At 73.1% G+C, this 25,456-nt stretch carries 24 protein-coding genes and 1 riboswitch; of the genes, 10 read left to right on the top strand and 14 right to left on the bottom strand.

The window, feature by feature from the left end; all coding sequences use genetic code 11:
• Positions 1-132 precede the first annotated feature (132 nt).
• Positions 133-444, top strand: coding sequence for a (2Fe-2S)-binding protein (locus tag BLW82_RS31540; protein WP_177233137.1), 312 nt, complete (start codon positions 133-135; stop codon positions 442-444).
• On the opposite strand, the gene bfr is transcribed toward BLW82_RS31540, so the two are convergent.
• Positions 441-923: a bacterioferritin gene (gene bfr / locus BLW82_RS31545; RefSeq protein ID WP_093504029.1), complete on the bottom strand. Its 483-nt coding sequence runs from the start codon at positions 921-923 to the stop codon at positions 441-443. The two genes, BLW82_RS31540 and bfr, sit on opposite strands and share 4 nt — an antisense overlap.
• Positions 924-1,105: 182 nt before the next feature.
• Between bfr and BLW82_RS31550 the strand changes: the two genes are divergently transcribed.
• A complete protein-coding gene (locus tag BLW82_RS31550; RefSeq protein ID WP_177233138.1) occupies positions 1,106-1,738 on the top strand; it encodes a sulfite oxidase-like oxidoreductase in 633 nt (210 codons plus the stop codon).
• A 20-nt stretch (positions 1,739-1,758) separates the two neighbouring features.
• Here the strand turns inward: BLW82_RS31550 and BLW82_RS31555 are convergent, their stop codons facing one another.
• The 5 genes from BLW82_RS31555 to thiO form a co-directional block, all read right to left on the bottom strand.
• On the bottom strand, positions 1,759-2,637 hold the full coding sequence (locus BLW82_RS31555; protein WP_093504033.1) for a deoxyribonuclease IV: 879 nt from the start codon (positions 2,635-2,637) through the stop codon (positions 1,759-1,761).
• A 34-nt stretch (positions 2,638-2,671) separates the two neighbouring features.
• Entirely contained in the window at positions 2,672-4,594 is a 1,923-nt protein-coding gene (pknB, locus tag BLW82_RS31560; RefSeq protein WP_093504035.1) for a Stk1 family PASTA domain-containing Ser/Thr kinase, read from the bottom strand.
• 354 nt (positions 4,595-4,948) lie between these two features.
• Positions 4,949-5,743, bottom strand: coding sequence for a thiazole synthase (locus BLW82_RS31565; RefSeq protein ID WP_093504037.1), 795 nt, complete (start codon positions 5,741-5,743; stop codon positions 4,949-4,951).
• A 5-nt stretch (positions 5,744-5,748) separates the two neighbouring features.
• Complete coding sequence (gene thiS, locus BLW82_RS31570; protein WP_093504039.1) at positions 5,749-5,961, bottom strand: sulfur carrier protein ThiS; 213 nt, start codon at positions 5,959-5,961, stop codon at positions 5,749-5,751.
• Complete coding sequence (gene thiO / locus BLW82_RS31575) at positions 5,958-7,127, bottom strand: glycine oxidase ThiO (RefSeq protein WP_093504041.1); 1,170 nt, start codon at positions 7,125-7,127, stop codon at positions 5,958-5,960. The genes thiS and thiO overlap by 4 nt, the downstream gene beginning before the upstream one ends.
• Positions 7,125-7,236, bottom strand: a riboswitch (TPP riboswitch). Its footprint overlaps the gene before it by 3 nt.
• 141 nt (positions 7,237-7,377) lie before the next feature.
• On the opposite strand from thiO, the gene BLW82_RS31580 reads away from it, so the two are divergent.
• The 5 genes from BLW82_RS31580 to BLW82_RS31600 all read left to right on the top strand — a co-directional run bounded on the left by BLW82_RS31580 (position 7,378) and on the right by BLW82_RS31600 (position 11,916).
• Positions 7,378-8,610, top strand: coding sequence for an NAD(P)/FAD-dependent oxidoreductase (locus tag BLW82_RS31580; RefSeq protein ID WP_256216023.1), 1,233 nt, complete (start codon positions 7,378-7,380; stop codon positions 8,608-8,610).
• A 121-nt stretch (positions 8,611-8,731) separates the two neighbouring features.
• The gene (locus tag BLW82_RS31585) at positions 8,732-9,097 is read left to right on the top strand and encodes an Rv2175c family DNA-binding protein (protein WP_093504045.1); all 366 of its coding nucleotides are present in this window, start codon (positions 8,732-8,734) and stop codon (positions 9,095-9,097) included.
• Between the two features lie 33 nt (positions 9,098-9,130).
• On the top strand, positions 9,131-9,778 hold the full coding sequence (gene thiE, locus BLW82_RS31590) for a thiamine phosphate synthase (protein ID WP_093504047.1): 648 nt from the start codon (positions 9,131-9,133) through the stop codon (positions 9,776-9,778).
• Positions 9,779-9,925: 147 nt separating this feature from the next.
• Positions 9,926-10,849, top strand: coding sequence for a methylenetetrahydrofolate reductase [NAD(P)H] (metF, locus tag BLW82_RS31595; RefSeq protein WP_093504049.1), 924 nt, complete (start codon positions 9,926-9,928; stop codon positions 10,847-10,849).
• Positions 10,850-10,905: 56 nt separating this feature from the next.
• A complete protein-coding gene (locus BLW82_RS31600; protein WP_093504051.1) occupies positions 10,906-11,916 on the top strand; it encodes an SCO2102 family sporulation regulator in 1,011 nt (336 codons plus the stop codon).
• Positions 11,917-11,937: 21 nt separating this feature from the next.
• On the opposite strand, the gene BLW82_RS31605 is transcribed toward BLW82_RS31600, so the two are convergent.
• The 5 genes from BLW82_RS31605 to BLW82_RS31625 all read right to left on the bottom strand — a co-directional run bounded on the left by BLW82_RS31605 (position 11,938) and on the right by BLW82_RS31625 (position 18,037).
• The gene (locus tag BLW82_RS31605) at positions 11,938-13,452 is read right to left on the bottom strand and encodes a phytoene desaturase family protein (RefSeq protein ID WP_177233139.1); all 1,515 of its coding nucleotides are present in this window, start codon (positions 13,450-13,452) and stop codon (positions 11,938-11,940) included.
• A gap of 47 nt (positions 13,453-13,499) precedes the next feature.
• Positions 13,500-14,114: a DUF4126 domain-containing protein gene (locus BLW82_RS31610; RefSeq protein ID WP_093504055.1), complete on the bottom strand. Its 615-nt coding sequence runs from the start codon at positions 14,112-14,114 to the stop codon at positions 13,500-13,502.
• Between the two features lie 380 nt (positions 14,115-14,494).
• On the bottom strand, positions 14,495-15,121 hold the full coding sequence (locus BLW82_RS31615; protein WP_093504057.1) for a TetR/AcrR family transcriptional regulator: 627 nt from the start codon (positions 15,119-15,121) through the stop codon (positions 14,495-14,497).
• A 62-nt stretch (positions 15,122-15,183) separates the two neighbouring features.
• Positions 15,184-17,268, bottom strand: a complete 2,085-nt coding sequence (locus BLW82_RS31620; RefSeq protein WP_093504059.1) for a YhgE/Pip domain-containing protein — start codon at positions 17,266-17,268, stop codon at positions 15,184-15,186.
• The gene (locus BLW82_RS31625; RefSeq protein ID WP_093504061.1) at positions 17,240-18,037 is read right to left on the bottom strand and encodes an ATP-binding cassette domain-containing protein; all 798 of its coding nucleotides are present in this window, start codon (positions 18,035-18,037) and stop codon (positions 17,240-17,242) included. The genes BLW82_RS31620 and BLW82_RS31625 overlap by 29 nt, the downstream gene beginning before the upstream one ends.
• Positions 18,038-18,232: 195 nt before the next feature.
• Between BLW82_RS31625 and BLW82_RS31630 the strand changes: the two genes are divergently transcribed.
• From BLW82_RS31630 to BLW82_RS31640, 3 genes are all read left to right on the top strand, one after another.
• Positions 18,233-18,796, top strand: a complete 564-nt coding sequence (locus BLW82_RS31630) for an SAV_6107 family HEPN domain-containing protein (RefSeq protein ID WP_093504063.1) — start codon at positions 18,233-18,235, stop codon at positions 18,794-18,796.
• A 148-nt stretch (positions 18,797-18,944) separates the two neighbouring features.
• The gene (locus tag BLW82_RS31635; RefSeq protein ID WP_093504065.1) at positions 18,945-19,715 is read left to right on the top strand and encodes a methyltransferase; all 771 of its coding nucleotides are present in this window, start codon (positions 18,945-18,947) and stop codon (positions 19,713-19,715) included.
• A gap of 278 nt (positions 19,716-19,993) precedes the next feature.
• Entirely contained in the window at positions 19,994-20,380 is a 387-nt protein-coding gene (locus BLW82_RS31640; RefSeq protein ID WP_093504067.1) for a DUF3040 domain-containing protein, read from the top strand.
• 244 nt (positions 20,381-20,624) lie between these two features.
• On the opposite strand, the gene BLW82_RS31645 is transcribed toward BLW82_RS31640, so the two are convergent.
• From BLW82_RS31645 to BLW82_RS31655, 3 genes are read right to left on the bottom strand one after another with little or no spacing between them, the layout of a single operon-like run.
• Positions 20,625-23,009: a transglutaminase TgpA family protein gene (locus BLW82_RS31645; protein ID WP_093504069.1), complete on the bottom strand. Its 2,385-nt coding sequence runs from the start codon at positions 23,007-23,009 to the stop codon at positions 20,625-20,627.
• Positions 23,006-24,355 (bottom strand): DUF58 domain-containing protein, encoded by a 1,350-nt coding sequence (locus BLW82_RS31650; RefSeq protein WP_093504071.1) that lies wholly within the window; start codon positions 24,353-24,355, stop codon positions 23,006-23,008. The genes BLW82_RS31645 and BLW82_RS31650 overlap by 4 nt, the downstream gene beginning before the upstream one ends.
• Positions 24,355-25,395, bottom strand: coding sequence for an AAA family ATPase (locus BLW82_RS31655; RefSeq protein WP_093504073.1), 1,041 nt, complete (start codon positions 25,393-25,395; stop codon positions 24,355-24,357). The genes BLW82_RS31650 and BLW82_RS31655 overlap by 1 nt, the downstream gene beginning before the upstream one ends.
• Positions 25,396-25,456 lie beyond the last annotated feature (61 nt).

Genomic DNA, 25,456 nt, shown 5'->3' on the forward strand with positions numbered 1-25,456 from the left:
GTGGGGCGCGGATCACAGCGGTCGGCGCCCCACCCCACTGTTGCGCCCGCCGAGTGATGGGTAAGGTTAGGTTTGCCTCACCGACCAATCGGGACGGCACCACTGATCGATCCCGGCGGGAGGTGAATCCGCGTGTACGTCTGCAGCTGCTTCGGAGTGACCGAGTCGCAGGTCAAGCAGCACGCGGAGGACGGCGCCTGCACGCCCCGCCAGATAGCGTCCGCCTGCAAGGCCGGCACGGACTGCGGTTCGTGCGTCCGCCGCATCCAGGCGATCCTCGGCCGCGGCGCCTGCCCGCGCCGCGAGCCGGCCGACGAGGGCAGGCTGGTCCTCGCCGCCCTTGCCGGTGAGCGCCCCGAAGGGGCGCGGGGAACCGCGCGCTCGGCCGCGACGGACCCGCGGACGGCCGGCGATCCGCCTCGGCCCTTCCCGCGGAGCGCCTAGCTGGTCTCGGGCTGCTCGATGATCTGCGAGATGTAGAGCGCCTCGCCGAGCTTCTCCACCAGCTCCAGTTGGGTGTCGAGGTAGTCGATGTGGTGCTCCTCGTCCTCCAGGATGTCCTCGAAGATGTTCGCCGACGTGATGTCGCCCTTGTCGCGCATCACCTTGATCCCGCGCCTGAGGCGGTCGATCGCCTCCACCTCGATCTGCCGGTCGGCCTCGAACATCTCCTTCACGGTCTGTCCCACGCGGACGTGGAACAGCCGCTGGTAGTTGGGCAGCCCCTCCAGGAACAGGATCCGGTCGGTGAGCACCTCGGCGTGCTTCATCTCGTCGAACGACTCGTGCCGGGTGTACTTCGCGAGCTTGTACCAGCCGAGGTTCTCCTGCATCTTCGCGTGCAGGAAGTACTGGTTGATCGCGGTGAGCTCGCCGGTGAGCTGCTCGTTGAGGAATTCGATGACCTCGGGGTCGCCCTGCATCGCAGAGGCTCCTTCCACGGGCTGGGGTGCTTGCGGCGCATGATTGCACCGGCATGGAAGATCGTCCAGTAAGTGCGTACTTAGTAAGTAAGTGCACGGTTGGCATCAGTTGGCCGTTTTGTCGATATCCGAGGGGTCTGCCTGGTCAGGTGCACTGCCCGTGGTCTGTCAGGATGGAGAACATGGGTCATCGGGTGGAGAGCGCGTCTCGGGAAACCGCGGGAGCCGAGCTTCCGCCGGGACAGCGACTCCAGCGCGGCTGGCCGGTCACGCACTACGGCCCGGTCCCCAGGTTCCGGCCCGAGCGCTGGGAGTTCCGGATCTTCGGCGCCACCGCCGACGGGGGCGCGCACGTCTGGAACCACGAGCAGTTCACGGCCCTGCCGTATGCCACCGTGGTCGCCGACCTGCACTGCGTCACGAAGTTCAGCATGCTCGGCGCGGAGTGGGGCGGGATCCCGGCGCGGACCGTCCTGGAGCTCGCGCCGCCCGCTCCCGAGGTCACGCACGTGATGGTCTGGGCGGAGTACGGCTTCAGCTCCAACCTGCGCCTCGCGGACTTCGCCGCCGAGGGCACCCTCTTCGCCACCCACAAGGACGGTGAACTGCTCACCGCCGAGCACGGCTTCCCGGTCCGCCTGGTCGTCCCGCACCTGTACGCCTGGAAGGGCCCCAAGTGGGTCCGCGGCGTCGAGTACATGACCGCCGACCGCCGCGGCTTCTGGGAGGAGCGCGGCTATCACAACATCGGCGACCCCTGGAAGGAACAGCGTTACTCCTACCAGGAGGAGCCGGGGGACGGCCCGGAACTCTGAGCCGCCGGTGCCGGGCGGGCTCAGCTGTCCCGGAGCCGCTTGAGGCGCTCCACGTCGGCCGCGTGCCCCTCCTTGCCGCCGGGCGTCTCGATGACCAGCGGAACGCCCGCGGTCGCCGGGTGGGTCATCAGCGCGCGGAACGCGTCCTCGCCGATGTGCCCGGCGCCGATGTTCTCGTGCCGGTCCTTGTGCGCGCCCACCACGTCCTTCGAGTCGTTGGCGTGGATCAGCTTCAGCCGCCCCTCGCCGACGGTCGACACGAGCAGGTCAAGCGTCCGGTGCATCCCGCCCGGCCCGGTCAGGTCGTGCCCGGCGGCGAAGATGTGGCAGGTGTCCAGGCAGACGCCCAGCTTCGGGTGGGCGTCCAGCGCCTCGAAGTACGGGCCGAAGTCCCAGGTCCGCGAGCAGAGCGAGGCGCCCTGCCCGGCGGTGGACTCGAGGAGCAGGAACGGGTCGTCGTCGTGGGTCAGCTCGTCGAGCAGCGGCAGCAGACGCGTCCGCACCTGCTTCAGCGCCACGTCCCGGGCCCGGCCGCCGGTCGCGCTCCCGGTGTGCACGACCACTCCGAGCGCCCCGATCTCCCGGCCGCGCCGCAGCGAGTGCCGCAGCGACTCCACCGACTTCTCCACGGTCGCCTCGGTGTGCGAGCCGAAGTTGATCAGGTACGGGGCGTGCACGTACGCCGGGATCGACTCCTGCGCACAGGCCGCGCGGAACGCCTCGTCCTGCTTCGGGCTGCCCGCCGGGGTGGCCCAGCCGCGCGGGTTGGCGACGAAGACCTGCACGGTCTCGGCCCGCAGCTCACGGGCGTAGGACAGCCCCACCGAGTGCAGACCGCCGGCCACCGGGACATGGCCGCCGACTGGGTTGCGGGAAGGACCCGGCTGCTCGCTCTTCACCCGTCCAGGGTGTCACGCCGCGGGCAGGCCCCCGTCACCGGATGGTGATCGTGATCGTCGACCCCTTGGGCGCCTGCTCGCCGGCGCCCACCGACTGCTTCTTCACGGTGTCGCCGAACAGCCCGAGCAGCCCGCGGTCCTCCTTGACCTGGAAGCCGGACCGCTCCAGCAGCCTGGTCGCGTCGTCCACGGTGGCCCCGACCACGTTCGGCACCTCGACCAGCTCCGGGCCCTTGGACAGGGTCAGCGTCACCGTGTCGCCCTCGGCGGCCTGCGCGTCGCCCGCCGGGGTCTGCCGGGCGACCTGCCCCTGGTCGTACTCGGAGCTGATCTCGGTGGCGGACACCGTCACCTTCAGCCCGGCGTCCTGGAGCTCGTGCCGGGCGTCGTCCAGGTCCTCGCCGGTGACGTCCGGGACGTCGACCGGGGCGCCCTTGCTGACGACGAGCGCGATCGCGGTCCCCGCGTGCCGCCGGATCCCGGCACCCGGATCGGACGAGATGACCGAACCCTTGGGCACGTCCTCGCTGAACTCCCGCGTCACCATGCCCGGTTCGAGCCCGTCGGTGGTCAGCACCAGCTTGGCCCCGCCCAGCGTCCGCCCCTGCACGTCCGGCACCCGCACCGTCTCGGGGCCGTCGGAGATGGTGAGCCGCACCGAGTCGTTGCTGCGGATGCGCTTGCCGGCCGCCGGGTCGGTACTGATCACCGTGCCCCGCTTCACCGTGTCGCTGTAGGCGTGCTCGACCGATCCGACCTCGAGCCCGGCCTCCTTGAGCCGCGCGGTGGCCTCGGCCTCCGTCTTCGACAGCAGCGGCGGGACCTTGGTGAACTGCCCCGAGTTGATGTACCAGACGCCGGCGCCGGCACCGAGGACGATCAGTACGGCGACGACCAGCGTCAGCAGCCCGCGCCGGGACCGACGGCCCCCGCGCCGCCGCTCCGGGACCGGCGGCGCCTCGAACCTGCTGGTCCGCAGCACCCCCTCGTCCTCCTCGTTGACGGGCAGCGGCCGTGGCACCGTCAGCGACCGGGGTATGACACTGGTCCGGTCCTCGCCGATGTCGTGCCCGTCCGCCAGCGCCTGCGGCGGCACGGCGTCCAGCTGCTCGGCACGGAGCGCGCCCCGCGCCATCCGCAGCAGGGCGAGCAGCGCGACGGCGTCGTGCGGCCGGACCGCGGGATCCCGGGCCGTCCCGCGGGCGACGAGTTCGTCCAGCTCGTGGGCGAGCCCCGGCACCACGGCGGACGGCGCCGGCACGTCCTCGTGCAGGTGCTTGTAGAGGACGACCGCGGGCGAGTCCGAGTCGTGCGGCTTCTCCCCGGTGAGCATCTCGTACAGCACGACACCGCACGCGTAGACGTCGACGCGCGGATCGGCGGCCCCGCTCTCGACCTGCTCAGGCGCGAGGTAGGACACGGTGCCGAGCACGGCGCCGGTCGTACTGGTGACGGAGTCCACGGACCGCACCAGCCCGAAGTCCGCGACCTTGACCCGGCCGTCGTCCCCTATCAACACGTTCTCGGGCTTCATGTCCCGGTGCACGAAACCGGCCCGGTGCGCGGCGCCCAGCGCGGCCAGCACCGGCTCCAGGATGTCCAGCGCGGCCCGCGGCTGCAGCGCGCCCCGCTCGCGCAGCACGTCACGCAGGGTGCAGCCGGCGACGTACTCCATGGCGAGGTACACGTACGAGCGGTCGGCTCCCTGGTCGTAGACCTGCACCACGTTCGGGTGGGCCAGCCGGGCGACCGACTTCGCCTCCCGGATGAACCGCTCGACGAAGGACCCGTCGGCGGCGAGCGCCGGGTGCATCACCTTCAGCGCGAGCACACGGTCCAGCCGGATGTCCAGGGCCCGGTAGACCGTGGCCATCCCGCCGACGGCGATCCGCGCGTCGACGCGGTACCGGCCGTCGAGCACCTGCCCGACGAGAGGGTCCTGAAGGGTCATATCCACCCAGCGAGTGTACGAGCACCGACTGACACCCCCACAGGTGAGACCGTTTTCTCGGGGACTTGCAGCGCACCTGTGACGCTTTGCACCTGGCTGAAATACGCACCTGCCCACCCCCAGCCACCGGCACCACCCACCCGCACCCGCCGCCGGCGGTCGGCCCCGAGCCCGCCTCCCTCCTTCCCCCGCACCCACCGCCAGCCGCCGACGGCGGTCGGCCCCGAGCCCGCCTTTCTCTTTCCCTCCCACCCACCGGCAGCCGCCGACGGCGTCCGGCCCCCACGGGAGAGTCCCGCTTCTCGGCAGACGGTTTCGGGCGGTGCGTGGGTGGGAGAGATGGCGGGAGTGGACCGGCGCTCAGAACGCGGGGCGTTCGGGGTCCAGCACGGCCAGGCCCTCCGCAGGAGACGACGCCTCCGCGAGGTAGCGGCGGGGAATCCGCCCCGCCAGCCGGGCCAGCCGCCCCGCCTCCACCCCGGCCCGCATGGCGTGAGCCATCCGCTCGGGATCCCGCGCCCGCGTCACCGCCGACGCCAGCATCACCCCGGCGCACCCCAGCTCCATCGCCAGCGCCACGTCCGACGCCGTACCGGCCCCCGCGTCCAGAACCACCGGCACGCGCGCGTGCTCGACGATCAGCTGGAAGTTGTGCGGGTTGCGGATCCCGAGCCCCGACCCGATCGGCGACCCGAGCGGCATCACCGCGGCGCACCCCACGTCCTCCAGCTTCCGCGCCAGCACCGGATCGTCGTTCGTGTACGGCAGCACCGTGAACCCGTCGTCCACCAGCGTCTCCGCCGCGTCGAGCAACTCGACCGGGTCCGGCAGCAGCGTCCGCTCGTCGGCGATGACCTCCAGCTTGATCAGGTCGGTCCCCAGTGCCTCCCGCGCCAGCCGGGCCGTCAGCACCGCCTCGCCCGCGGTGTAGCACCCGGCCGTGTTGGGCAGCACCCGGATCCCGAGCCGGTCGAGCACCGACAGCACGGAGCCCCGTACCCCCGGGTCCACCCGCCGCATCGCGACCGTGGTCAGCTCGGTCCCGGACGCGACCAGCGCCCGCTCCAGCACCTCCAGGCTGGGCGCACCGCCGGTGCCCATGATCAGCCGGGAGGAGAACGTCGTACCCCCGAGGACGAACGGATCGTCGGCCATGGTGCTCAGCCTCCCTGCACGGCGGTCAGGACTTCCACCCGGTCGCCGTCGGCGAGCCCGGTCGTCGCCCACTGCCCGCGCGGTACGACGGTCTCGTTGACGGCCGCGGCCACCCCGGAGGGCGCGGCGGTGAGGGACCGTACGAGCGCGTCGAGAGCGGTGCCCGGGGCGATCTCCCGGCGCTCCCCGTTGACGGAGATGGTGACGGAGAGGTTCATGCGGTCTGCTCCACAAGGACGCGGGGAACGGGGTCGAAGCGCCTCGGCGTGAACGGACGCGCCTCCGCCGGCAGCTCGCCGCCGGTCAGCAGCTCCGCCATGACGTCTCCGGTGACCGGCGTGAGCAGCACCCCGTTGCGGTAGTGCCCGGTGGCCAGCAGCAGCCCGTCGAGGCGCGTCGGCCCGAGCAGCGGCGCGTTGTCGGGGGAGCCGGGACGCAGCCCGGCCCGGGTCTCGGTCAGGGGCAGCTCGGTGATCCCGGGCACCAGCTCGTGCGCGTCACGCAGCAGCTCGTACACGCCGCCCGCGGTGACCGTGGTGTCCCAGCCCAGCTCCTCGCTGGTGGCGCCGACGACCAGCTCGCCGTTCTCCCGGGGCACCAGGTAGACGTTCCCGCCGCGCACCACCGCCCGTACCGTCCGGCTGAGGAACGGCGCGTACCGCGCGGGCACGGTCAGCCGCAGCACCTGCCCCTTCACCGGCCGCACCGGCGGCAGCACGTCGTCCGGCACGCCCGCCAGCCGCCCGCTCAGGCTGCCGCCCGCGAGCACCACCTGCCCGGCGCCCAGGGCCTCCCCCGCGCGGGTGCGGACACCGGCGGCGCGCTCCCGCACCACCTCCAGGCGCTCGGCCCAGTCGCGGTGGAACACCACCCCGGACCGCTCGCACGCGGCCACCAGCGCGGCCGCCAGCCGGCGCGGGTCGATCTGGTGGTCGCCGTCCACCCGCAGCCCGCCGCGCACGCCCGGCGCGAGCATCGGCTCCAGGCGCCGGCACTCCCGCCCGGACAGCCACTCGGACTCCAGGCCCGACTGCTGCTGGAGGGTGTGCAGCTCGCGCAGGTGGGCGCGGTCGTCGGCGTCCAGCGCGACCGCGAGGGTGCCGCAGCGCCGGTAGCCGAGGTCGTGGCCGGTGACATCGGTCAGCTCGGCGGCGAAGGCGGGGTAGCGGCGCGCGGAGGCCAGGTTGAGTCCCAGCAGGGTCTGCTCGCCGTAGTGCAGCTCGGTGACCGCGGCCAGCATCCCGGCCGCGACCTGCGCGGCCCCGCCGCCGGGTTCGGGGTCGACCACGGCGACGGCGAGCCCGCGCCGGGCCGCCCGCCAGGCCGTGACCAGGCCGATGATTCCGCCCCCGATGACGAGGACGTCGGACGTACGTGAGGACATGGGCGTCCAGCCCCTCCCTTCGCCGGCATGACCCGGATCAGGTTCGTACGGTCGGAGGCCGCCAGCCTCCCTCTCAGCCCGGTGCGTCCGGGCTCCCGCGTGTGCTTCACCGCCACCCTAGCCCGCGGGGCTCCGCCCCCGTAAGACGGCCCCGGGCCGCGCCGCGGGCCGCGCTGTGGAACAGGTCACCCGCCACGACCCCTGACTGACTCTTTGTCAGTTGTCTATCGTTCTTGTCTATGGTGATCACGTGAGCGAGCAGACGCAGCGACGGGGCACGTCACAGACGCGGCGCGTGGTCGTCGTGGGCGCGGGGATGGCCGGGGTGCAGACCGCCGTCGCCCTGCGCGAGCAGGAGTTCACCGGGACCGTCACGCTGATCGGCGCCGAGCCGCACCAGCCGTACGACCGGCCGCCCCTCTCCAAGGCCGTGCTGCTCGGCAAGTCGGAGGGCTCCGCCTTCGAGGTGGACTTCGAGGCGCTCGGCATCGAGCTGGCGCTGGGCCGCGAGGCGCTGGGCGTGCGCACCGCCGACCACGAGCTGGACACCGAGGCGGGACCGGTGCCGTACGACGACCTGGTCCTCGCCACCGGTGCCGAGCCGGTCACGCTGCCCGGCACCGAGGGCGTGCCCGGCGTCCATCTGCTGCGCACCCTGGACGACGCCGAGCGGCTGCGGCCCGTGCTCGCCCGGCAGCACGACATCGTGGTCGTCGGCGCGGGCTGGATCGGCGCCGAGTTCGCCACCGCGGCCCGCGAGGCCGGCTGCGCGGTCACCGTGGTCGAGGCCGCCGACCGCCCGCTCGCGGGAGCACTCCCCGCCGAGGTCGCCGCGCCGATGGCCGCCTGGTACGCCGACAGCGGCGCCGATCTGCGCACGCACGCGCGCGTGGCGGGCGTCGAGCCCGGCGCGGTGCTGCTCGACGACGGCACGCGGTTGCCCGCGGGCGCCGTCGTGGTCGGCATCGGCGCCCGCCCCGCCACCGCCTGGCTGACCGGCTCCGGCATCGGTCTCGGCGCGCACCGCGAGGTGCTCGCCGACGACCGTCTGCGCACCACCGTCCCGGACGTCTACGCGGTCGGCGACTGCGCGTCCTTCCCGTCCGGCCGCTACGGCGAGCGCCTGCTGATCCACCACTGGGACAACGCCCTGCAGGGCCCGCGCACGGTCGCCGCCAACATCCTCGGCGAGACCGACGCCGTCTACGACCCGGTCCCGTACTTCTGGTCCGAACAGTTCGGCCGCTTCGTCCAGTACGCCGGCCACCACGCCGCCGCCGACCGCCTGGTCTGGCGCGGCGACCCGTCCGGCCCGTCGTGGAGCGTCTGCTGGCTGCGCGAGGACCGCCTGGTCGCTCTGCTGGCGGTAGGCCGCCCACGCGACCTCGCGCAAGGGCGGCGTCTGATCGAGGCAGGCCGCCACATGGACCCGGAAGCCCTGTCCGACCCGGGGAATCCGCTCAAGAACGCCACGACTGGCTGAAAGCGCCCTGCCGGAAACGCGCCCCGGGGGGCGCGGGGAACTGCGCGAGCAGCCCTCGCCGCGCCGCACCCGGACAACCACCCATCGCGACCGAACCGGCGAAGCGCCTACCCTAGATCCCGTGACCGAGATTGACACGAAGATCGATGCTCTCGTCCCCGCCTGGCTCACCCTCCCCGACATCGCAGAGATGATGGACGTCGAGGTGACGCGCGTGCGGCAGCTGGTCAAGGAGGGCCAGCTCATCGCCGTCCGCCGCGGTGAGAACAGGGCACTGCACGTCCCCGCCGCCTTCATCGACGGCGACAAGGTCGTCAAGGGCCTGACCGGGACCCTGACGCTGCTGCGGGACGACGGCTTCACGGACGAAGAGATGCTGGAGTGGCTCTTCACTCCCGACGCGACCCTGCCCGGCACCCCCGCGCAGGCGCTCAGCGAGAATCGCGGCACGGAGGTGAAGCGCCGCGCCCAGGCGCTCGCCGTCTGAGGCAGCCAGTACCGACCCGACGGGGGACCACCGATGACCGACACCGCCCGCGCCCAGCTGGCCGACGCCCGGCTCTACCTGTGCACGGACGCGCGCAAGGAGCAGGGCGACCTCGCCCCGTTCCTGGACGCGGTCCTGGCGGGCGGTGTCGACATCGTGCAGCTGCGCGACAAGGGCATGGAGGCCGCCGAGGAGCTGGAGCACCTCGCCGTGTTCGCCGACGCCTGCGCCCGGCACGGCAAGCTGCTCGCGGTCAACGACCGTGCCGACGTGGCCCACGCGGCCGGCGCCGACGTGCTCCACCTCGGCCAGGGCGACCTGCCGGTCCCGGCCGCCCGCGCGATCCTCGGCCCGGACGTCCTGATCGGCCGCTCCACGCACGCCGAGTCCGAGGCCGCCGCGGCCGCCGTGCAGGACGGTGTGGACTACTTCTGCACCGGTCCCTGCTGGCCCACCCCCACCAAGCCCGGCCGCCCGGCCCCCGGCCTCGACCTGGTGCGCCACACCGCCGCCCTGGGCACCGACCGCCCCTGGTTCGCCATCGGCGGCATCGACCTCGGCAACCTCGACCAGGTGCTGGACGCGGGCGCCCGCCGGGTGGTCGTGGTCCGCGCGCTCACCGCGGCCGACGATCCGGGCGCGGCGGCGGCCGAGTTCGCGAAGCGGCTGCGATCGCTGTAGGCGCAGCGGCGGTGCAGTGCGGCGGCAGGACCCGACTGTCCGGAAACTTGTCCAGTATCCGGACGCGACCTTCATAAGAGGTCGACAATTCGGGCAAATATCCCGAGTGTGGTTGGGTGACCGGCCGCCCCTGACTAACCTGCGGGTATGGCCCTCGGAACCGCATCCACCAGGACTGACCGCGCACGCACCGTGCGCGACATGCTCGCCGACGGCAAGACCACGTACTCGTTCGAGTTCTCGGCGCCGAAGACCCCCAAGGGTGAGCGGAACCTGTGGAGCGCGCTCCGGCGGGTCGAGGCGGTCGCCCCCGACTTCGTCTCCGTGACCTACGGCGCCGGCGGTTCCACCCGAGCGGGCACCGTGCGGGAGACCCAGCAGATCGTCGCGGACACCACGCTCACCCCGGTCGCCCATCTCACCGCGGTCGACCACTCGCTGGCCGAGCTGCGCAACATCATCGGCCAGTACGCGGACGCCGGGATCCGCAACATGCTCGCCGTGCGCGGCGACCCGCCCGGCGACCCGATGGGAGAGTGGGTGGCGCACCCGCAGGGCCTGACCTACGCGGCCGAACTCGTGCGTCTCATCAAGGAGTCCGGCGATTTCTGTGTGGGCGTCGCCGCCTTCCCGGAGATGCACCCGCGCTCCAGTGACTGGGACACCGACGTGCGGCACTTCGTCGACAAGTGCCGCGCGGGCGCCGACTACGCCATCACGCAGATGTTCTTCCAGCCCGAGTCCTACCTTCGCCTGCGCGACCGGGTCGCCGCGGCCGGCTGCGCGACTCCGGTGATTCCGGAAATTCTGCCCGTCACCAGTGTGAAGATGCTCGAACGGCTGCCCAAACTCAGCAACGCGGCCTTCCCGGACGCCCTGAAAGAGCGGATCCTCACAGCGAAGGACGATCCGGCGGCGGTACGCTCCATTGGCATCGAACACGCCACGGAGTTCTGCGCGCGGCTGCTGGCCGAGGGAGTGCCAGGACTGCACTTCATCACGCTCAACAGCTCCACGGCGACGCTGGAGATCTACGAGAACCTGGGCCTGCACCATCCTCCGCAGGCCTAGACCGGCCGCACCGGAGTACGACACACTGCGTAGCGGTTACAGGGAGAGGGGCGTACATGGGCTGGACGGTCCTCTACGTAGCGTTCGGCATCGTCGCGCTGTGGCTGCTGGGCGAGGTACTGCTGCAGTACAAGGCACGGCTGCGCTGGCGGCTGCTCGCCTTCGTGGGCTTCCTCGGCGTCGTCTTCGGTGTCCTGATCCCGTCGGTCGTCGTGATCGGCATCGGCGCGATCGCCTTCGCGGTCGGCCAGACCTACGTCACGCTGTCCTTCCGCCGCGGCTTCGAGGCCGGCTGGGCGGTCAAGCGCCCCGGTGCGGACGGTGACGGCGTCGGCCTGCCCAAGCGCCGCCGCGGCGAGCCCGACGAGGACGAGGACCCGGGCCCGGAGGCCGGCGGCCCGGACGCGGCCGACTCCTCCTACGCCGAGCAGCAGGGCGGCTACGCCGCGGCCGGCGGCGGCCCGTCCTACGGCGGCGACGAATACGACCGCGACGACGTCTTCGCCCCGGCGGCCCGCACCATGGAGCCCGGCGCGGCCGAGAGCACCGCGGTGTACGAACCGCAGCCGATGCCCGAGGACACCGGCTCCTACGGCGTCTACCGCGACGGCGGCTACGCCGCCACCGGCGACCAGCAGGCCGCCTACGCGACCGCCGGCCAGGACCAGGCGTACGCCGCCCAGGGCACCGACCAGAACTACGCCTACGACTACTCCGGCTACGGCCAGCAGCAGTACGGCTACGACACCAGCGGCGGCCAGCAGCAGTACGCCAACTACTCCGATCCGTACATCGGCAACCAGACCTACGGCGGCGCCGGGTACGACCAGTCGTCGTACGGCAGCCAGCAGTACGACCAGCAGGGCTACGCCCAGGGCCAGTACGGCACCGGCGGCTACGGAGAGACGCCGGCCGGCGGGGTCTGGGTCCCGCAGCAGCGCGCCGACGAGACCTACGGCGGTGAGCTCCCGCAGGAGCAGCAGTACCCCTACCAGGGCCAGGGCGACGGCCAGGGGCAGCAGCAGGGCCACCAGGGCAACGGGTACGACGAGCAGTACCGTTTCTGAACCCTTCCCGCGGCGCCCGGCTCACTGGGAGCCGCGGAACTCCGGCCCCTCCACGATCAGCCCGGCCACCAGCGCCCCCGACATGCCCGCATGCGCAAGCCCGCCACCGGGGTGCGACCAGCCGCCCACCCGGTACAGCCCCGGCAGCCGGGTGGTGTTGGCCGGGTGCAGGAACCGCCCCCCGCCGGCGGCCAGGGAGGGAGCGGAGATCCCGCCGAACCCCGTGCCGTCCGTGGCCGGTTCCGGCAGCCGCGTCTCGTGCCAGAGCAGGCGCTCCCGCAGCCCCGGCACGGCCGCCTCGGCGGCTTCGAGGAGGAAGTCCGTGCAGACGCGGACCGTGCTGTCCTGCTCCCAGCCGGCCTCGGCCGACAGCACCGCCGACACCACCACGGACTCGTGCTCGCCGTCCGGCCCGAGCGCCGGGTCGGCGGGGCGCAGCACCGTCACGGTGGGGCGCACCGGCCGGTCGCCGCCCGGCGCGGTCAGCAGGTCCAGCTCGGTCTCGCCGTCCGGGGCGTGCACGACCGTGCGGTGCGCGGCACCGGCCTCCGGCCCGCCACGGAGCGCGAGCAGCACGGTGAGGCGGACCGGGCGAGGCGGCTTCAGGCCGGCCGCCACGTCGCCGTCGGCGTCGAGCCGGTACCCCGTGGGCCTGGTGAGGGCGTCGAGCCGCACCGGATCCACTCCCGCCACCACATGGTCCGCGTCGACCACACGGCCGTCGGCGAGCTCCACCCCCACCGCCCGGCCGCCCTTCGCCCGCACCGCCACGACCTCGGTGCCGAACACGAACTCGACTCTCCTGCGCACACACCGCTCGTACACCGCGCGCGCCAACTCCCTTATGCCACCGCGCACGTACCAGGTGCCGAAGGCGTGCTCCAGGTACGGCAGCACGGCCGCGCTCGCCGGCGTGTCACGGGGGTTGAGGCCGTACGCGAGCGCGTGGCTGTTCAGGAGCGCGGCAAGCCGCTCGTCGCGCAGCTCCCAGGCGCCGATCTCGTAGAGGGTGCTTGCCCGGCGGGTGCGGAGCAGCTTCTTGTGCGGGACCGACGGGTACGGCTCGCGCCCGGCCAGCACCTGCCAGTTCGGCCACAGCGGCTCCTCCAGGAGCGGGCGCCGGGTGCGGTCCCAGGCCTCCCGGGCGCGTACCAGGAAGTCGCCCCAGCGCTGCCCCGCACCGGCGCCGAGGGCCTCGTCCAGGGCGGTGACGACACCCGCACGGGACGCGTTCGGCAGCGACACCTCCGTGCCGTCCGCGAAGACGTGCCGGGCCGACGGGTCCACCTGGACCAGCTCGACGCAGTCCTCCAGCGGCTCCTTGCCGGTCTTGACGAACAGGTCGCGGTAGACGGCGGGCAGCGGCAGCAGTCCCGGGCCGGTGTCGAAGGCGAATCCGTCGCGCTCGAACCGGCGCACCTCGCCGCCGTACGTCTCCGTGCGCTCGTACACCGTCACCCGGTGGCCCGCGACGGCCAGCCGGGCGGCCGCCGCCATGGCGCCCATCCCGGCGCCGATCACCGCAATCCGTCCCATGCCCGCGACTTTATCGACCGCCACCGACAGTCCGGTCCGGCGGGCCGTCAGCCGGGCGGCCGTCCCACCTGCGCCGCGAGCCGCCGCTCCTCCCGGCGCTGGGCCCGGCGGCGCCAGAAGCGCCGGATCCGGGAGATCAGGAACACCAGCACGATCAGGCCCGTCGCCAGCAGCACCGCCGCGACGACCGCCGCGGCCACCGGGTGGAACATCGCGAACGACACGATCCCGGCGACCCCGAGATCCTCGGCGAAGCTGAGCACGATGTTGCTGAACGGCTCCGGCGAGGTGTTGACCGCCATCCGCGTCCCGGCCTTGACCGTGTGGCTGGCCAGGGCCGTGGAGCCGCCGACAAGCCCGGCCACCACGTCGTTGACCGAGCCGCTGTGCCCGGCCAGCAGCGCGCCGACCCAGGCGCCCGCCACCGGCCGGATCACCGTGTGCACGGAGTCCCACACCGAATCGACGTACGGGATCTTGTCGGCGACCGCCTCGCACAGGAACAGCACGCCCGCGACGATCAGCACCTCGGGGCGCTGCAGCGTCTCGGGGACGTCGTCGCTCAGGCCCGCCGCGCCGAAGAGGCCGAGCAGCAGCACCACCGCGTAGGCGTTGATTCCGCTGGCCCAGCCGCTGGTGAAGACCAAGGGGAGTACCGACACGGACGCGATCGTAACCAGTCCGGGGCCGCGCGTCCTGGGCCTCGGTACGCAGACCTGAGTACAGGTACCCAGGGAACGAGTTGAGTACCCGGACGGATGGGCCGCGACCTGCGTGAACGGGAGAGTGGAGGCACGGAAAGGGGCGCGGGGCCCGGCACCGCCGACACGGGGCGGCGGAACGGCGTCTTCGCCCTTGACCGCTCCTTCCGCCGATTCGCGTCGGCGGAAGCGAGACACGGGGGAGAGGGGACCCGGGGGAAGAGCGGGAAACCGGGGGTGCACGGAAGGCGCCGGTCCGACGGCGGCCCGCGGGGGACGCGGCCGCCGGCGGACGGCGCCTTCGCACGCCCACGCGCGCGTGCGGGTCCGTGAGGGGGCTCTCAGCCCTTGCCGCTCACCCGCCCCTGGAGCAGCCGGGACAGCGCCGCGTGGACGTCGTCGAGGGAGCGCTCCGGCTGGAAGGACTTCCAGTCCAGCGCGGCCACCAGCACCATCCCGACCAGTGCGGCCGCCGTCAGCTGGACGTCGATCTCGTCGCTGAACTCGCCGTTCGCCACGCCCTCGCGCAGCACCCCCTCGACGACCGCGACGGCCTGCTGCCTGACCACCATCAGCGTCGACTGCCAGGCCCGGTTAGTGCGCCACAGCTCCGCCACGTAGAGCTGTGTGAAGGCCGGGTAGCGGTCGATGAAGACCAGGCCCGCGCGGACCATCGCGTCCAGGGCGTCGACCCGGCTGCCGCCCTCCCGCGCGGTCTGCTCGGCGGCGTCCTTCAGGGAGGCGGTGAGCAGGCCCACGCCGTGCCGCAGCAGCTCCTCGAAGAGGACCGACTTACTCGCGAAGTTGTAGTAGACCGTGCCCTTCGCGACGCCCGCCCGTTCGGCGATCTCGTCCACCGTGGTGGCCGAGAAACCCTGCTCGGCGATGAGCGTGACGGCGGCCTCGTAGAGCTTCTGCCGGGTGGCCTCACGGCGTGTGCTGCCGCCCGTGGTGCTGCTGCTTTCCATGGTTCCGATTCTCACAGGAACAGGGGTCCCCGTGGGCACGGAGGGGGAGGTCATCGAGGTCCTCACAGACTCAGCTCGGGATGCAGCCGGTCCAGCGTCCACACCTGGCGGCGCCGGGCCGAGAGGGCGGTGAGCGCCAGGGCACCCGCGGTGAACGCCACCAGGACGGCACAGGCCTGCCACACCGGCCCGAGCCCGCCGCCCGTGATCAGCCGCCGCAGCGCCGACACGACATAGCTCATCGGCAGGAACGGGTGGATCGCGTTGAAGAAGCCCGGGCTGGTCTGCACCGGATACGTGCCGCCGGCCGACGTCAGCTGGAGCATCAGCAGGGCGAGGACCAGGATCCGTCCCGCCGCCCCGAAGCGCGCGTTCAGCCACTGCACGATCGCCGCGAAGCAGGCCGCCACCAGGAACAGGAACCCGACCGTCCCGGCCGCGCGGACCATCTCCAGGCCGATCGCCCAGTGCAGTACGGCCATCAGCGCGGCCGTCTGCAGCACCCCGACCGCGACCACCGGCAGCCAGCCCGCCAGCGCGATCCGCCAGGCCGCGGAACCGGCCGCCAGCGCACGCCGGTTGAGCGGCTGGATCAGCATGTACGCCACCATCGCGCCGACCCACAGGGAGAGCGGGATGAAGTACGGGGCGAACCCGGTGCCGTAGTTGGGCGCCCTGTGCAGGTCGTGCGAGGCGAGCTGCACCGGGTCGGACATCACCCCGGTGCGCTCGTCCCGGTCCTGCTTGTCGTAGTCGGGGATCTTCGCCGCGCCTTCGTGCAGGCCGCCGGCCAGCGTGTTGGACCCGTCGGCGAGCCGGTACATCCCGCCGTTGAGGTCGTAGGCGCCGGACTTCAGTTTGCCAAGGCCGCTGTCGAGACCGGTGGCGCCGGTGACGGCCGTACCGAGTCCGGTGTGCAGCTCGGCGGCGCCCGCGGCCACCCGGGCCGCGCCGTCGTTCAGCTTGTCGATCTTCTTGACGGCGCCGGCGACGTCCTCGGAGAGGTGCGGGGCGCGGTCGGCGAGGGCCCGCGCCTGGGTCTGGAGCGTTCCGAGGTTCTCGTCGAGCGTCTTCAGGTCGCCGTTCTGGTCGGCGATCAGTTTGTTCAGGTCGTCGGCGACGGCGGCCACGTCGTCGGCCGCGTCCCTGGCCTTCTTCAGGTCGGGGCAGACCGGGTCGGTCAGCAGGTCGGCCGAGCAGCGCGCCGCGTAGACCTGGTCCAGGGTGTCGGCGGCCGCGTGGGCGGTCTTCGCGGCCGCCGGAGCGGTCTTCACGAGGACGCCCAGGTTGTCGCGGACGGTCTGCGCCGAGTCGGCGACCAGCCGGGCGGTGTCGCCGATCGTCTTCTCGTTCTTCGCCAGGTACGGGCCGACCTTGCCGTAGACCCCGTCGACCTGGTCAGCGAGGGCCTGGGTGCCGGCCGCGACCTGCCGCGAGCCGTCCTCCAGCGTCCCGGCGCCCGTGTCCAGCTTCCTGATCCCCCTGGCCAGCTTCGCGCTGCCGGTCTTGGCGTCCGTCAGGCCGTCCGCGAGGTCCTTCGACCCCTGCTCGGCCTTCCCGATGCCGCCGGCGAGGGTGTCGGCGCCGTCGGCGGCCTTCACGGTCTGCCCGTGGATGTCGGCGAACGAGACGAAGATCCGGTCCAGGAAGGAGCGGGACGCCTTGGTCGACGCGGCCGAGCGCACCTCGTTGAAAACGGTGCGGGAGATCTGCCCGACGATGTAGTTGTTCGCGTCGTTCGTCCGCACCTGGAGCGCGCCGGTCTCCGGCGAGTCGCCCGCGCTGGAGGCGATGCGCGCGCTGAAGTCGGCGGGCACGGTCAGCGACAGGTAGTAGGTGCCGTTCTCCACGCCCCGGCGGGCCTCGGCCGCGCTCACCTCGTGCCAGTCGAAGCTCTTGCTGTCCCTGAGCCCGGCCACGATGTCGTCGCCCGCGGTGAGCCGCTTCCCGCTCGCCGTCGCGCCCCTGTCGTCGTTGACGAGCGCCACGGGGACGCGGTCGAGGCGGCCGTAGGGATCCCAGAACGACCACAGGTACAGCGCGCCGTACAGCAGCGGCAGCACCAGCAGGGCCACCAGGGCCGCGCGCGGCAGCCTGCCCCGTCCGAAACGCCTGAGCTCAAGCGCGGCCAGTCGCGGTGAGCGCATCGCCGGCCTCCTCGTCTTCCGATGCCCGTGCTGTCCTCGCCGCCTCCGCGGCTCCGGCTGCCTCGGTGTTTCCGGCGTTCTCGGTGTTCTCGGTGTGGACGACGACCGCCCCCGGCATCGCCTCCCCGCACACCGCGACCACCGTCGTGCCGGCCTCGGCGATCGACGCCAACAGCGCCCGCACCTCGGCCCGTTCGGCCTCCGACAGCTTCAGGTCCACGTCGTCCACGGCCAGCAGCCGCGGCCTTGCGACCAGCGCCAGCGCCACGGACAGCCGCAGCGCCTCGATCCGCTCCAGGTCCCGTACGGCGGTCCGGGCGCCCTTGGGCAGCGACTCCAGGCCGAGCCCGGCGGCGGCCAGGGCGTCGTCGATCCGCCGCTGCGCCCGCGCCCGGCGTTCCGCGCGGGGCCGCACCAGGTCACGCAGGGAGTCGCCGAACCGGCGCTGCAGCAGGGCCCGTTCGCGCAGGTGCTCGCCGACGGTCAGGGCGGGTTCGAGGTCGGTGACCCCGGCCACGTTGGCCACCGCGCTGATCCGCCGTACCGCCGCAAGTTGCTTGGGCAGCCGGGCCGCGCCGACGGTCGCGATGCCCTCGGTGACCTTCATCCGGCCGGTGAGCGCGAGCAGCAGACAGGTGCGGCCGGAGCCGGACGGCCCCTCCACCGCGATCAGCGCGCCGGGCCCGGCGTCCAGGGTGATTCCCCGGAACGCCCAGCCCCGCGGGCCCTCGAGCCCGAGGCGCTCGGCCGTGACAGGTACGCCGTGCACAGGTTCCCCCTGCCTCTCACTTCAGATCTCTTCAGAAGCCGATTTTTGAACTGACTGGTCAGTGCAAAAACTACTCCGAACCTACGATCGAAGCAAAACCCCAGGTCAGAACGGATTGTCAGTGCCATACCTCACGATGGGCACATACGGCACCCCGTGTGAGGGCGCCGTCACTCAGACGACAGGAGGTTCGTCATGGCCAACTCGTCAGCGTCCGCCGCCCACCGGCGCCGCGCCACCGGCCCTGCCCCCTCACTGACCGGCCCGGCGAGCGACGTGCACCCCGTGCTCCGCCGGGCCACGGCCCCGCCCGCCGCCCTCGACCTGCTCAGCCAGGCCCGCGCCGCACTCGACGAGGCCGAACTGCTCGGTGCCCCCAACGAGCGCTACGCGACCGCCCACCTGGCCGCCCTGCGCACCGCCGCCGCCGTGCTCGCCGCCCGCGCCCGCCCCGAGACCTCGCCCCGGCGCCGGGCCCGGATCCGCAGTGCCTGGGAAGTGCTCCCCGAGGTCGCGCCCGAGCTGACCGAGTGGAGCGCCCTGTTCGCCTCCGGCGCCGCCCGCCGGGCCCGCGCCGAGGCCGGCATCCAGGGCGCCGCGGGCCGCCGGGACGCCGACGACCTGATACGGGACGTCGCGATGTTCCTCCGTATCGTCGAGCGGATGCTCGTCCTCCAGCCGGTGCTGCCGCAGCCGCGCCCGAAGGACGGGGAGCGGCCGGCCGGCGGGCCGGGAAGGGAGCTGCCCGACGCGGGATGACCAGGCAAGGCGACGGAGGCAACGGGCGGCGGAGGCAATAGGGTGGACAGCGCCTGAAGCCTTCCCGCCTCCCGCACCCCGGGCCCGGGGAGGCACCGAGTTAGCGCCGCCGGGCAACAGGCGGTGCCGCGCCGAGGAGTCAACTGCCGTGCCGGACCCCACTCGACCCCGCGCTTCTCTCCGTACCGCCGTGGTCTGGGAGGTTCTTCAGGACGCCCTCGACCGCCGGGTCAAGGCCACCGGCCGGGACGCGCTGGACGTCCTGGACACCGGCGGCGGCAGCGGCAACTTCGCCGTTCCCCTGGCCCGCCTCGGCCACCGTGTCACCGTCGTCGACCCCAGCCCGAACGCGCTGTTCGCGCTCGAGCGCCGGGCCGCCGAGGCCGGCGTGGCCGACCGGGTCAAGGGCGTCCAGGGCGACGTCCTCGGCCTGTTCGACGTGGTCGAGCGCGGCGCCCACGACGTGGTCCTCTGCCACGGCGTCCTGGAGCACGTCGACGACCCGGCCGAGGGCGTGCGCAACACGGTGGCCGCGCTGCGTTCCGAGGGCGTCCTCAGCCTGCTCGCCGCCGGGCTCGGCGGCGCCGTGGTCGCCCGCGCCCTCGCCGGCCACTTCACGGAGGCCAAGCAGGCCCTGGAGGACCCCGACGGGCGCTGGGGCAGCGGCGACCCGATGCCGCGCCGCTTCACCGCCGAGCAGCTCACCGGCCTGGTCGAGAGCGCGGGCCTGGCCGTCACCGCCGTGCACGGCGTGCGGGTCTTCGCCGACCTGGTCCCCGGCGTCCTGGTGGACACCGAGCCGGGCGCCCTGGACGCGCTGCTCACGCTGGAGGCCGCGGCTGCCGAGCTCCCCGCCTTCCAGGCCCTCGCCACCCAGCTGCACGTGCTCGGCGAGACACCGGGTGCCACCGAGGTCTGAGGTTCTCCTGAGACGAGCCCGCTGATCAGGGGCTCGACAGCGGATGGAGTACGCCACAGGCCCCCCGATCGAGGGGTTTGCGCCGTATGATCGAGGGAGACCAGCCCGGCATGACGGGTCGGCTGCCGGGGAATGGAAGCCTCAGCGAGCCGGGACTGCCATGGCGGGCTCCGGTTGGCCAATTGGCCTAGAGGGGCGGGTTTCACGGGGGCGATTCCCTGCCTATCCTGAAGGGACCCCCCGGGTCGCCCCGGCGACTGCACGATGAGGAGGACGCCGTGCCGCTCTCGGAGCACGAGCAGCGAATGCTTGAGCAGATGGAGCGAGCGCTGTACGCCGAAGACCCCAAGTTCGCGACAGCGCTTGAGGGAAGCGGCCTGCGGACGTACACCCGGCGACGGGTCTACCAGGCGGTGGCCGGCTTCCTCGTGGGTATCGCGCTCCTCATCGCCGGAATGGTCGTCCAGCAGGTCTGGGTCAGCGTGGTGGGCTTCCTCGTCATGCTGGGCTGCGCGGTCCTCGCCGTCACCGGCTGGCGCAAGGCGCCCAAGCCCGGCGAGCAGCCCGCGGGCCCGCAGGCCCGGCGCCAGGGCCGGCCGAAGCGGTCGATGATGGACCGCATCGAGGAGCGCTGGCAGCGGCGGCGCGACGAGCAGGGCCGCTGACGGCTCCACCGGAGGGGGCCGACAGGCCGAACAGAGCGTGACTGAGGGGTGACCGCCGACTGGTGGTCACCCCTCAGGCGTTGTTCGCTCGGCCGGAGTCGCGGACCCTGCCGTCGTCGTTCGGCTGCGGACCGGTGGGGGCTGTTCGCGCGGTTCCCCGCGCCCCTGACGGGGCGCCGCAGTCGCGTTGGCTCCACCCGGCAAGCGCAGGTAAGCCTCCCCGCCCCCCCCGCGCCAGCCCCCGTCAGCCCTCCTGCTCCGACGGCTTCCGCAGGGTCGGCCGGGCGGCCGACACCCGCTCCCGCAGCCGGGCCCAACCCGCCGACGCCGCCCACACCGCGCGCACGCTCGACCGCGGAGCGAACAAGGCCCGCAGGCGCGCGGGGACACCGACCGTGCCGTTGAACGCGGCCGCCACCCGGCGGACGTCGTCCGCGAGGCCCGCCGTCGGCTGCGGCCGCGGTGCGTACAGCACCTGTTCGACCGCGTCCGCCACCCGGTGCACCGAGGCCGCGGCGGCCGGATCCAGACGGCCGAGCCGGACGATCCGGGCCGCCGCGTTGCGCGGGGTCTGCGATTCGTCCGGAAGGATGCCGAAGTCCCAGGCGGTGTCGGTCAGTTCCAGCCAGACCGCCAGCGTGCGCGCCGCCATGCCCGAAGACGTACGGTCGTGCGCCCCGAGCCGGACCGACCTCGTCCGCTGCCGGTACAGCATCGGTGACAGCGGCACCGCCAGGACGGCGAGACCGCCGAGCGCCCACAGCGCCAGCTGCCACCACGGCGGGCCGCCGTCGCCGCTCTGCACCGCGGCCGCCGCCGACGGGCCGGCGCAGGCGTCCTGCCTGCGCAGCTGCGGCGTGCAGCCCTCGCTCTGCGAGGCCGAGGCCGACGGTGCCGCCGAGGAGCCCTTGGAGGGCAGCGTCTCGTCCGGCACCGAGGAGCCGGGCGTCTGCGACACGGTGTACGACGGGGTCGTGCCCCGGGTCGGGGTCGGCTCGAAGCGGGTCCAGCCCACGCCCTCGAAGTACAGCTCCGGCCACGCGTGCGCGTCCTTCAGACCCACCGACACCGTGCCGTCGGCCTGCGGAGTGCCCGGTGCGAAGCCCACCGCGACCCGGGCCGGGATGCCCAGCGTCCGGGCCATCGCGGCCATCGCGAAGGAGAAGTGCACGCAGAAACCACGCTTCTGCTTCAGGAAGTTCGCGATCGCGCCCTCGCCCCGGCCGACCTCCACCTGGGTGTCGTACTGGAAGCCGCCCGTCACCGCGAAGTAGTCCTGGAGCTTCACCGCCTCCTCGTAGTGGTTCGCCGAGCCCGCGGTGACCTCCTTCGCCGTCTGCGCCACCACCGGCGGCAGCGAGGAGGGCACCTTGGTGTACTCCTTCTTCATCGCCGCCGAGGCCTCGGGCGCCGCGGCCAGCTGCTCCGCCGTCGGCTGCACGTCCAGGCTGGTGACCAGGTAGGTCTCACCCCGCGTGCTCTGTCCGTGGTCGCCGACGAGGGTCATCCCGACCGGCTCGTAGCGCCAGGTGCCGGCCACCTTCACCCTGCTCGGCGGGTACGGCATCGGCAGCCAGTCCTGGGCGTACCAGTCGGCGGCCGCGATCGACGAGGTCACGGTCGTCCGCCGGACGTCGGCGCCGAGCCCGGCCGGGGTCGGGAACTTGTCCGGCACGCCGGTGATGTGCCGCTGGGCCGGCTTCCAGGTGGTGCCGTCGAAGTCGTCCAGGGAGACGATCCGCAGATACAGGTCGGAGACGTCGTCGCTGCTGGTCCGCACGGACAGCACCTGGCGGTCCTCGTCCATGTTGAGGCTGTCCCGCAGCGACACCAGCGGGTTGACCGCGGAGATGGTGCCGCCGTTCCCGTCGCCCACGCCGACGCCGGTCCCGGCGCCGTCCAGCAGGCCGCCCTGGATCGAGGGCATCACCAACGGCACGAACAGGGCGAGGCTCAGCACGGCGAAACCGATCCGGCGCCCGGTGCGCACCGGGGCGACCGCGCCGCTCTCCTGGCCGCCCGGGGTGCGTGCGGCCCCGCCGAACACCCGGCCCCACTGCGAGAGCCGGTCCCGGCCCTCGGCGAGCAGCAGCATCAGATAGCCGGCCGCCGCCACCAGGAACCACAGCCAGTCGGTCGGCCCGTCGGAGAGTCCCGCGGCCACCGAGTACAGCGCGAGCAGCGGCAGCCCGGCCGGGGCCGCGCTGCGGAACGTCACCGCGAGGGTGTCCACGACCAGCCCGACGACCAGGACCCCGCCGATCACCATCAGCCGGATGCCGGGGGTCAGCGGCGCGGGTATCGCGTACCGGCTGACGTCGTCCGAGCCCTGCTGGAGCAGGTCGCCGAGGTAGCGGAAGGTGTCCGGGCCGGGGATCACCCCGGCGATCGCGTGGCTGTGGGCGCAGACCACGGTCAGCATCAGCAGCGTGGCCAGGGCCTGCGCGGCCACGGTCAGCGGCCGGGCCAGCGGCACCCGCCGGGCGGCCGCGCCCACGCCCGTCTGGACCGCCAGCAGGAACGCCGCCTGGAACAGCCAGGTCACCGGGGAGACCAGCGGCAGCAGCGCGCAGGACGCCATGAGCGTCGCCGCCGCCGCGGTGAGGGCGAGCCGGGCGCGTCCACTCATCGCCACGCCTCCCCGCTCAGCGCGGCCGGTCCGGTGCGCTCCCGGTCGGCCTGCCGCCACAGCTCGGCCACGCCGACGCCGCGTGGCACGCTGACGGCCGTCCAGCCGCCCTCGCGCAGCATCCGCAGCCGCTCCTCGTGCGCGTCGCCGGCGGCGGGCACGTCGGTGGGCTCCCTGACCCAGGTGTCCGGGTCCAGCACGAAGGCCACGGCACCGCCGCTGCGCCGGCGCATCTTCGCGACCACCGTCGCCTGCTCCTCGTCGAGGTCGCCCAGGAAGGCCACCAGCAACCCCTCGTTCCCGCCGCGCAGCACGTCGTAGGCGCGGGACAGGCCCGTGCCGTCCGAGTAGTCGATCACCGCGAGGGTGTCCATCATCAGCCCGGCCGCCTCCGCCGACTCCTGCCCGCTGCCCGCGAAACCCTCGGCGCCCTCGCCGGGCACCGAACTGCCGGTGTCCGTCAACAGCCGGACCGAGAAGCCGCGTTCGAGCATGTGGACCAGGACCGAGGCGGCACCGGACACCGCCCACTCGAACGCCGAGTCCGGGCCCGCTCCTTCGTAGGCGCCACCCCGGGTGTCGAGGAGGACCGTGCAGCGGGCGCGCTGCGGCTGCTCCTCGCGGCGCACCATCAGCTCGCCGTAGCGGGCGGTGGAGCGCCAGTGCACCCGGCGCAGGTCGTCGCCGTGGCGGTAACCGCGCGGGATCACGTCGTCCTCGCCGGCCAGCGCCAGCGAACGCTGCCGCCCGTCGCCGTACCCCTTCGCCTCGCCGCTGAGCCGGATCGGCGGCAGCGGCTCGACCTTCGGGATGACGGTCAGGGTGTCGAACGTCGAGAAGGAGCGGGTCAGTTCGCACATGCCGAACGGGTCGGTCAGGCGCAGCTGGAGCGGGCCCAGCGGATAGCGGCCGCGCAGGTCCGAGCGGACCCGGTAGGACACCTCGCGGCGGCCGCCCGGCTCCACCCGGTCCAGGACGAAGCGGGGGCGCGGGCCGAGGACGTAGGGCACCCGGTCCTGGAGCATCAGCAGACCGGTGGGCAGCCGGGAGACGTTGTCCATCCGCAGGTGCACCCGGGCCTCGCTGCCGGCCGGTACCCGCGCGGGGGAGAGCCGGCGGCTGCCGGACACCCGGTAGCGGGTGCGGTGCAGCACGGCCGCGCAGAGCAGCGGCAGCACGGCGAGCAGCAGCCCGACCCGGCGCAGGTCGGCCTGGCCGAGGATGTACGCGCAGATCACCGCCGCGATGCCGGCCGCGAGGAAGGAGCGGCCGCGGGTGGTCAGCCCGGCCAGGGCCGTGCGGATCCCGCTCGTCTCCCCGCGGTCGGCCTCCGCCGGAGCACCCATCACAGACTCCGCGGGGGCTGCTGGGGATAGGCCGGCACACCCCGGCCCGGACCGCCGAAGCCGGCCTGCTGCTGGGGGGCCGCGGGCACCGGGGTGGACTGCAGGATCTCCTGCACGACCTGCTCCGCGGTGCGCCGGTTGAGCTGGGCCTGGGCGGTGGGCAGCAGCCGGTGCGCCAGGACGGCCACGGCGAGCGCCTGCACGTCGTCCGGCAGCGCGTACTCCCGGCCGCTCAGGGCCGCGGCAGCCTTCGCCGCGCGCAGCAGGTGCAGCGTCGCGCGCGGGGAGGCGCCGAGTCTGAGGTCGGGGTGGGTGCGGGTGGCGGCGACCAGGTCCACCGCGTACCTGCGGACCGGCTCGGCGACGTGCACGCCGCGCACCGCCTCGATCAGCTTCACGACGTCATGCGCGTGCGCGACCGGCTGGAGGTCGTCGAGAGGGTTGACCGCGCCGTGGGTGTCGAGCATCTGCAACTCGGCCTCCACGCTGGGGTAGCCCACCGAGACGCGGGCCATGAAGCGGTCGCGCTGGGCCTCGGGAAGCGGGTAGGTGCCCTCCATCTCGACCGGGTTCTGGGTCGCCACCACCATGAACGGGCTGGGCAGTTCGTAGGTCTGCCCGTCGATGGTGACCTGCCGCTCCTCCATCGACTCCAGCAGCGCCGACTGGGTCTTGGGCGAGGCGCGGTTGATCTCGTCGCCGATCACGATCTGCGCGAAGATCGCGCCCGGCTTGAACTCGAAGTCCCGGCGCTGCTGGTCCCAGATGGACACGCCGGTGATGTCCGACGGCAGCAGGTCGGGCGTGAACTGGATACGCCGCACCGTGCAGTCGATGGACCGCGCCAACGCCTTCGCCAGCATCGTCTTGCCCACGCCCGGGACGTCTTCGATCAGAAGATGCCCCTCGGCGAGCAGCACGGTCAGCGAAAGCCGTACGACCTCGGGCTTGCCCTCGATCACACCCTCCACCGAACTGCGGACTCGCTCCACAGTGGCGGTCAGATCAGTGAGGCTCGCTCGATCGTCATAGGTCGTCACCCGGCCCTCCTCGGCCCGTCATTGCCCGGCCGGCGCGTCATCTCGCACAACCGGCCCACCC

The sequence above is a fragment of the Streptomyces sp. Ag109_O5-10 genome (assembly GCF_900105755.1).
In the GTDB taxonomy this organism is placed as follows: Bacteria; Actinomycetota; Actinomycetes; order Streptomycetales; family Streptomycetaceae; genus Streptomyces.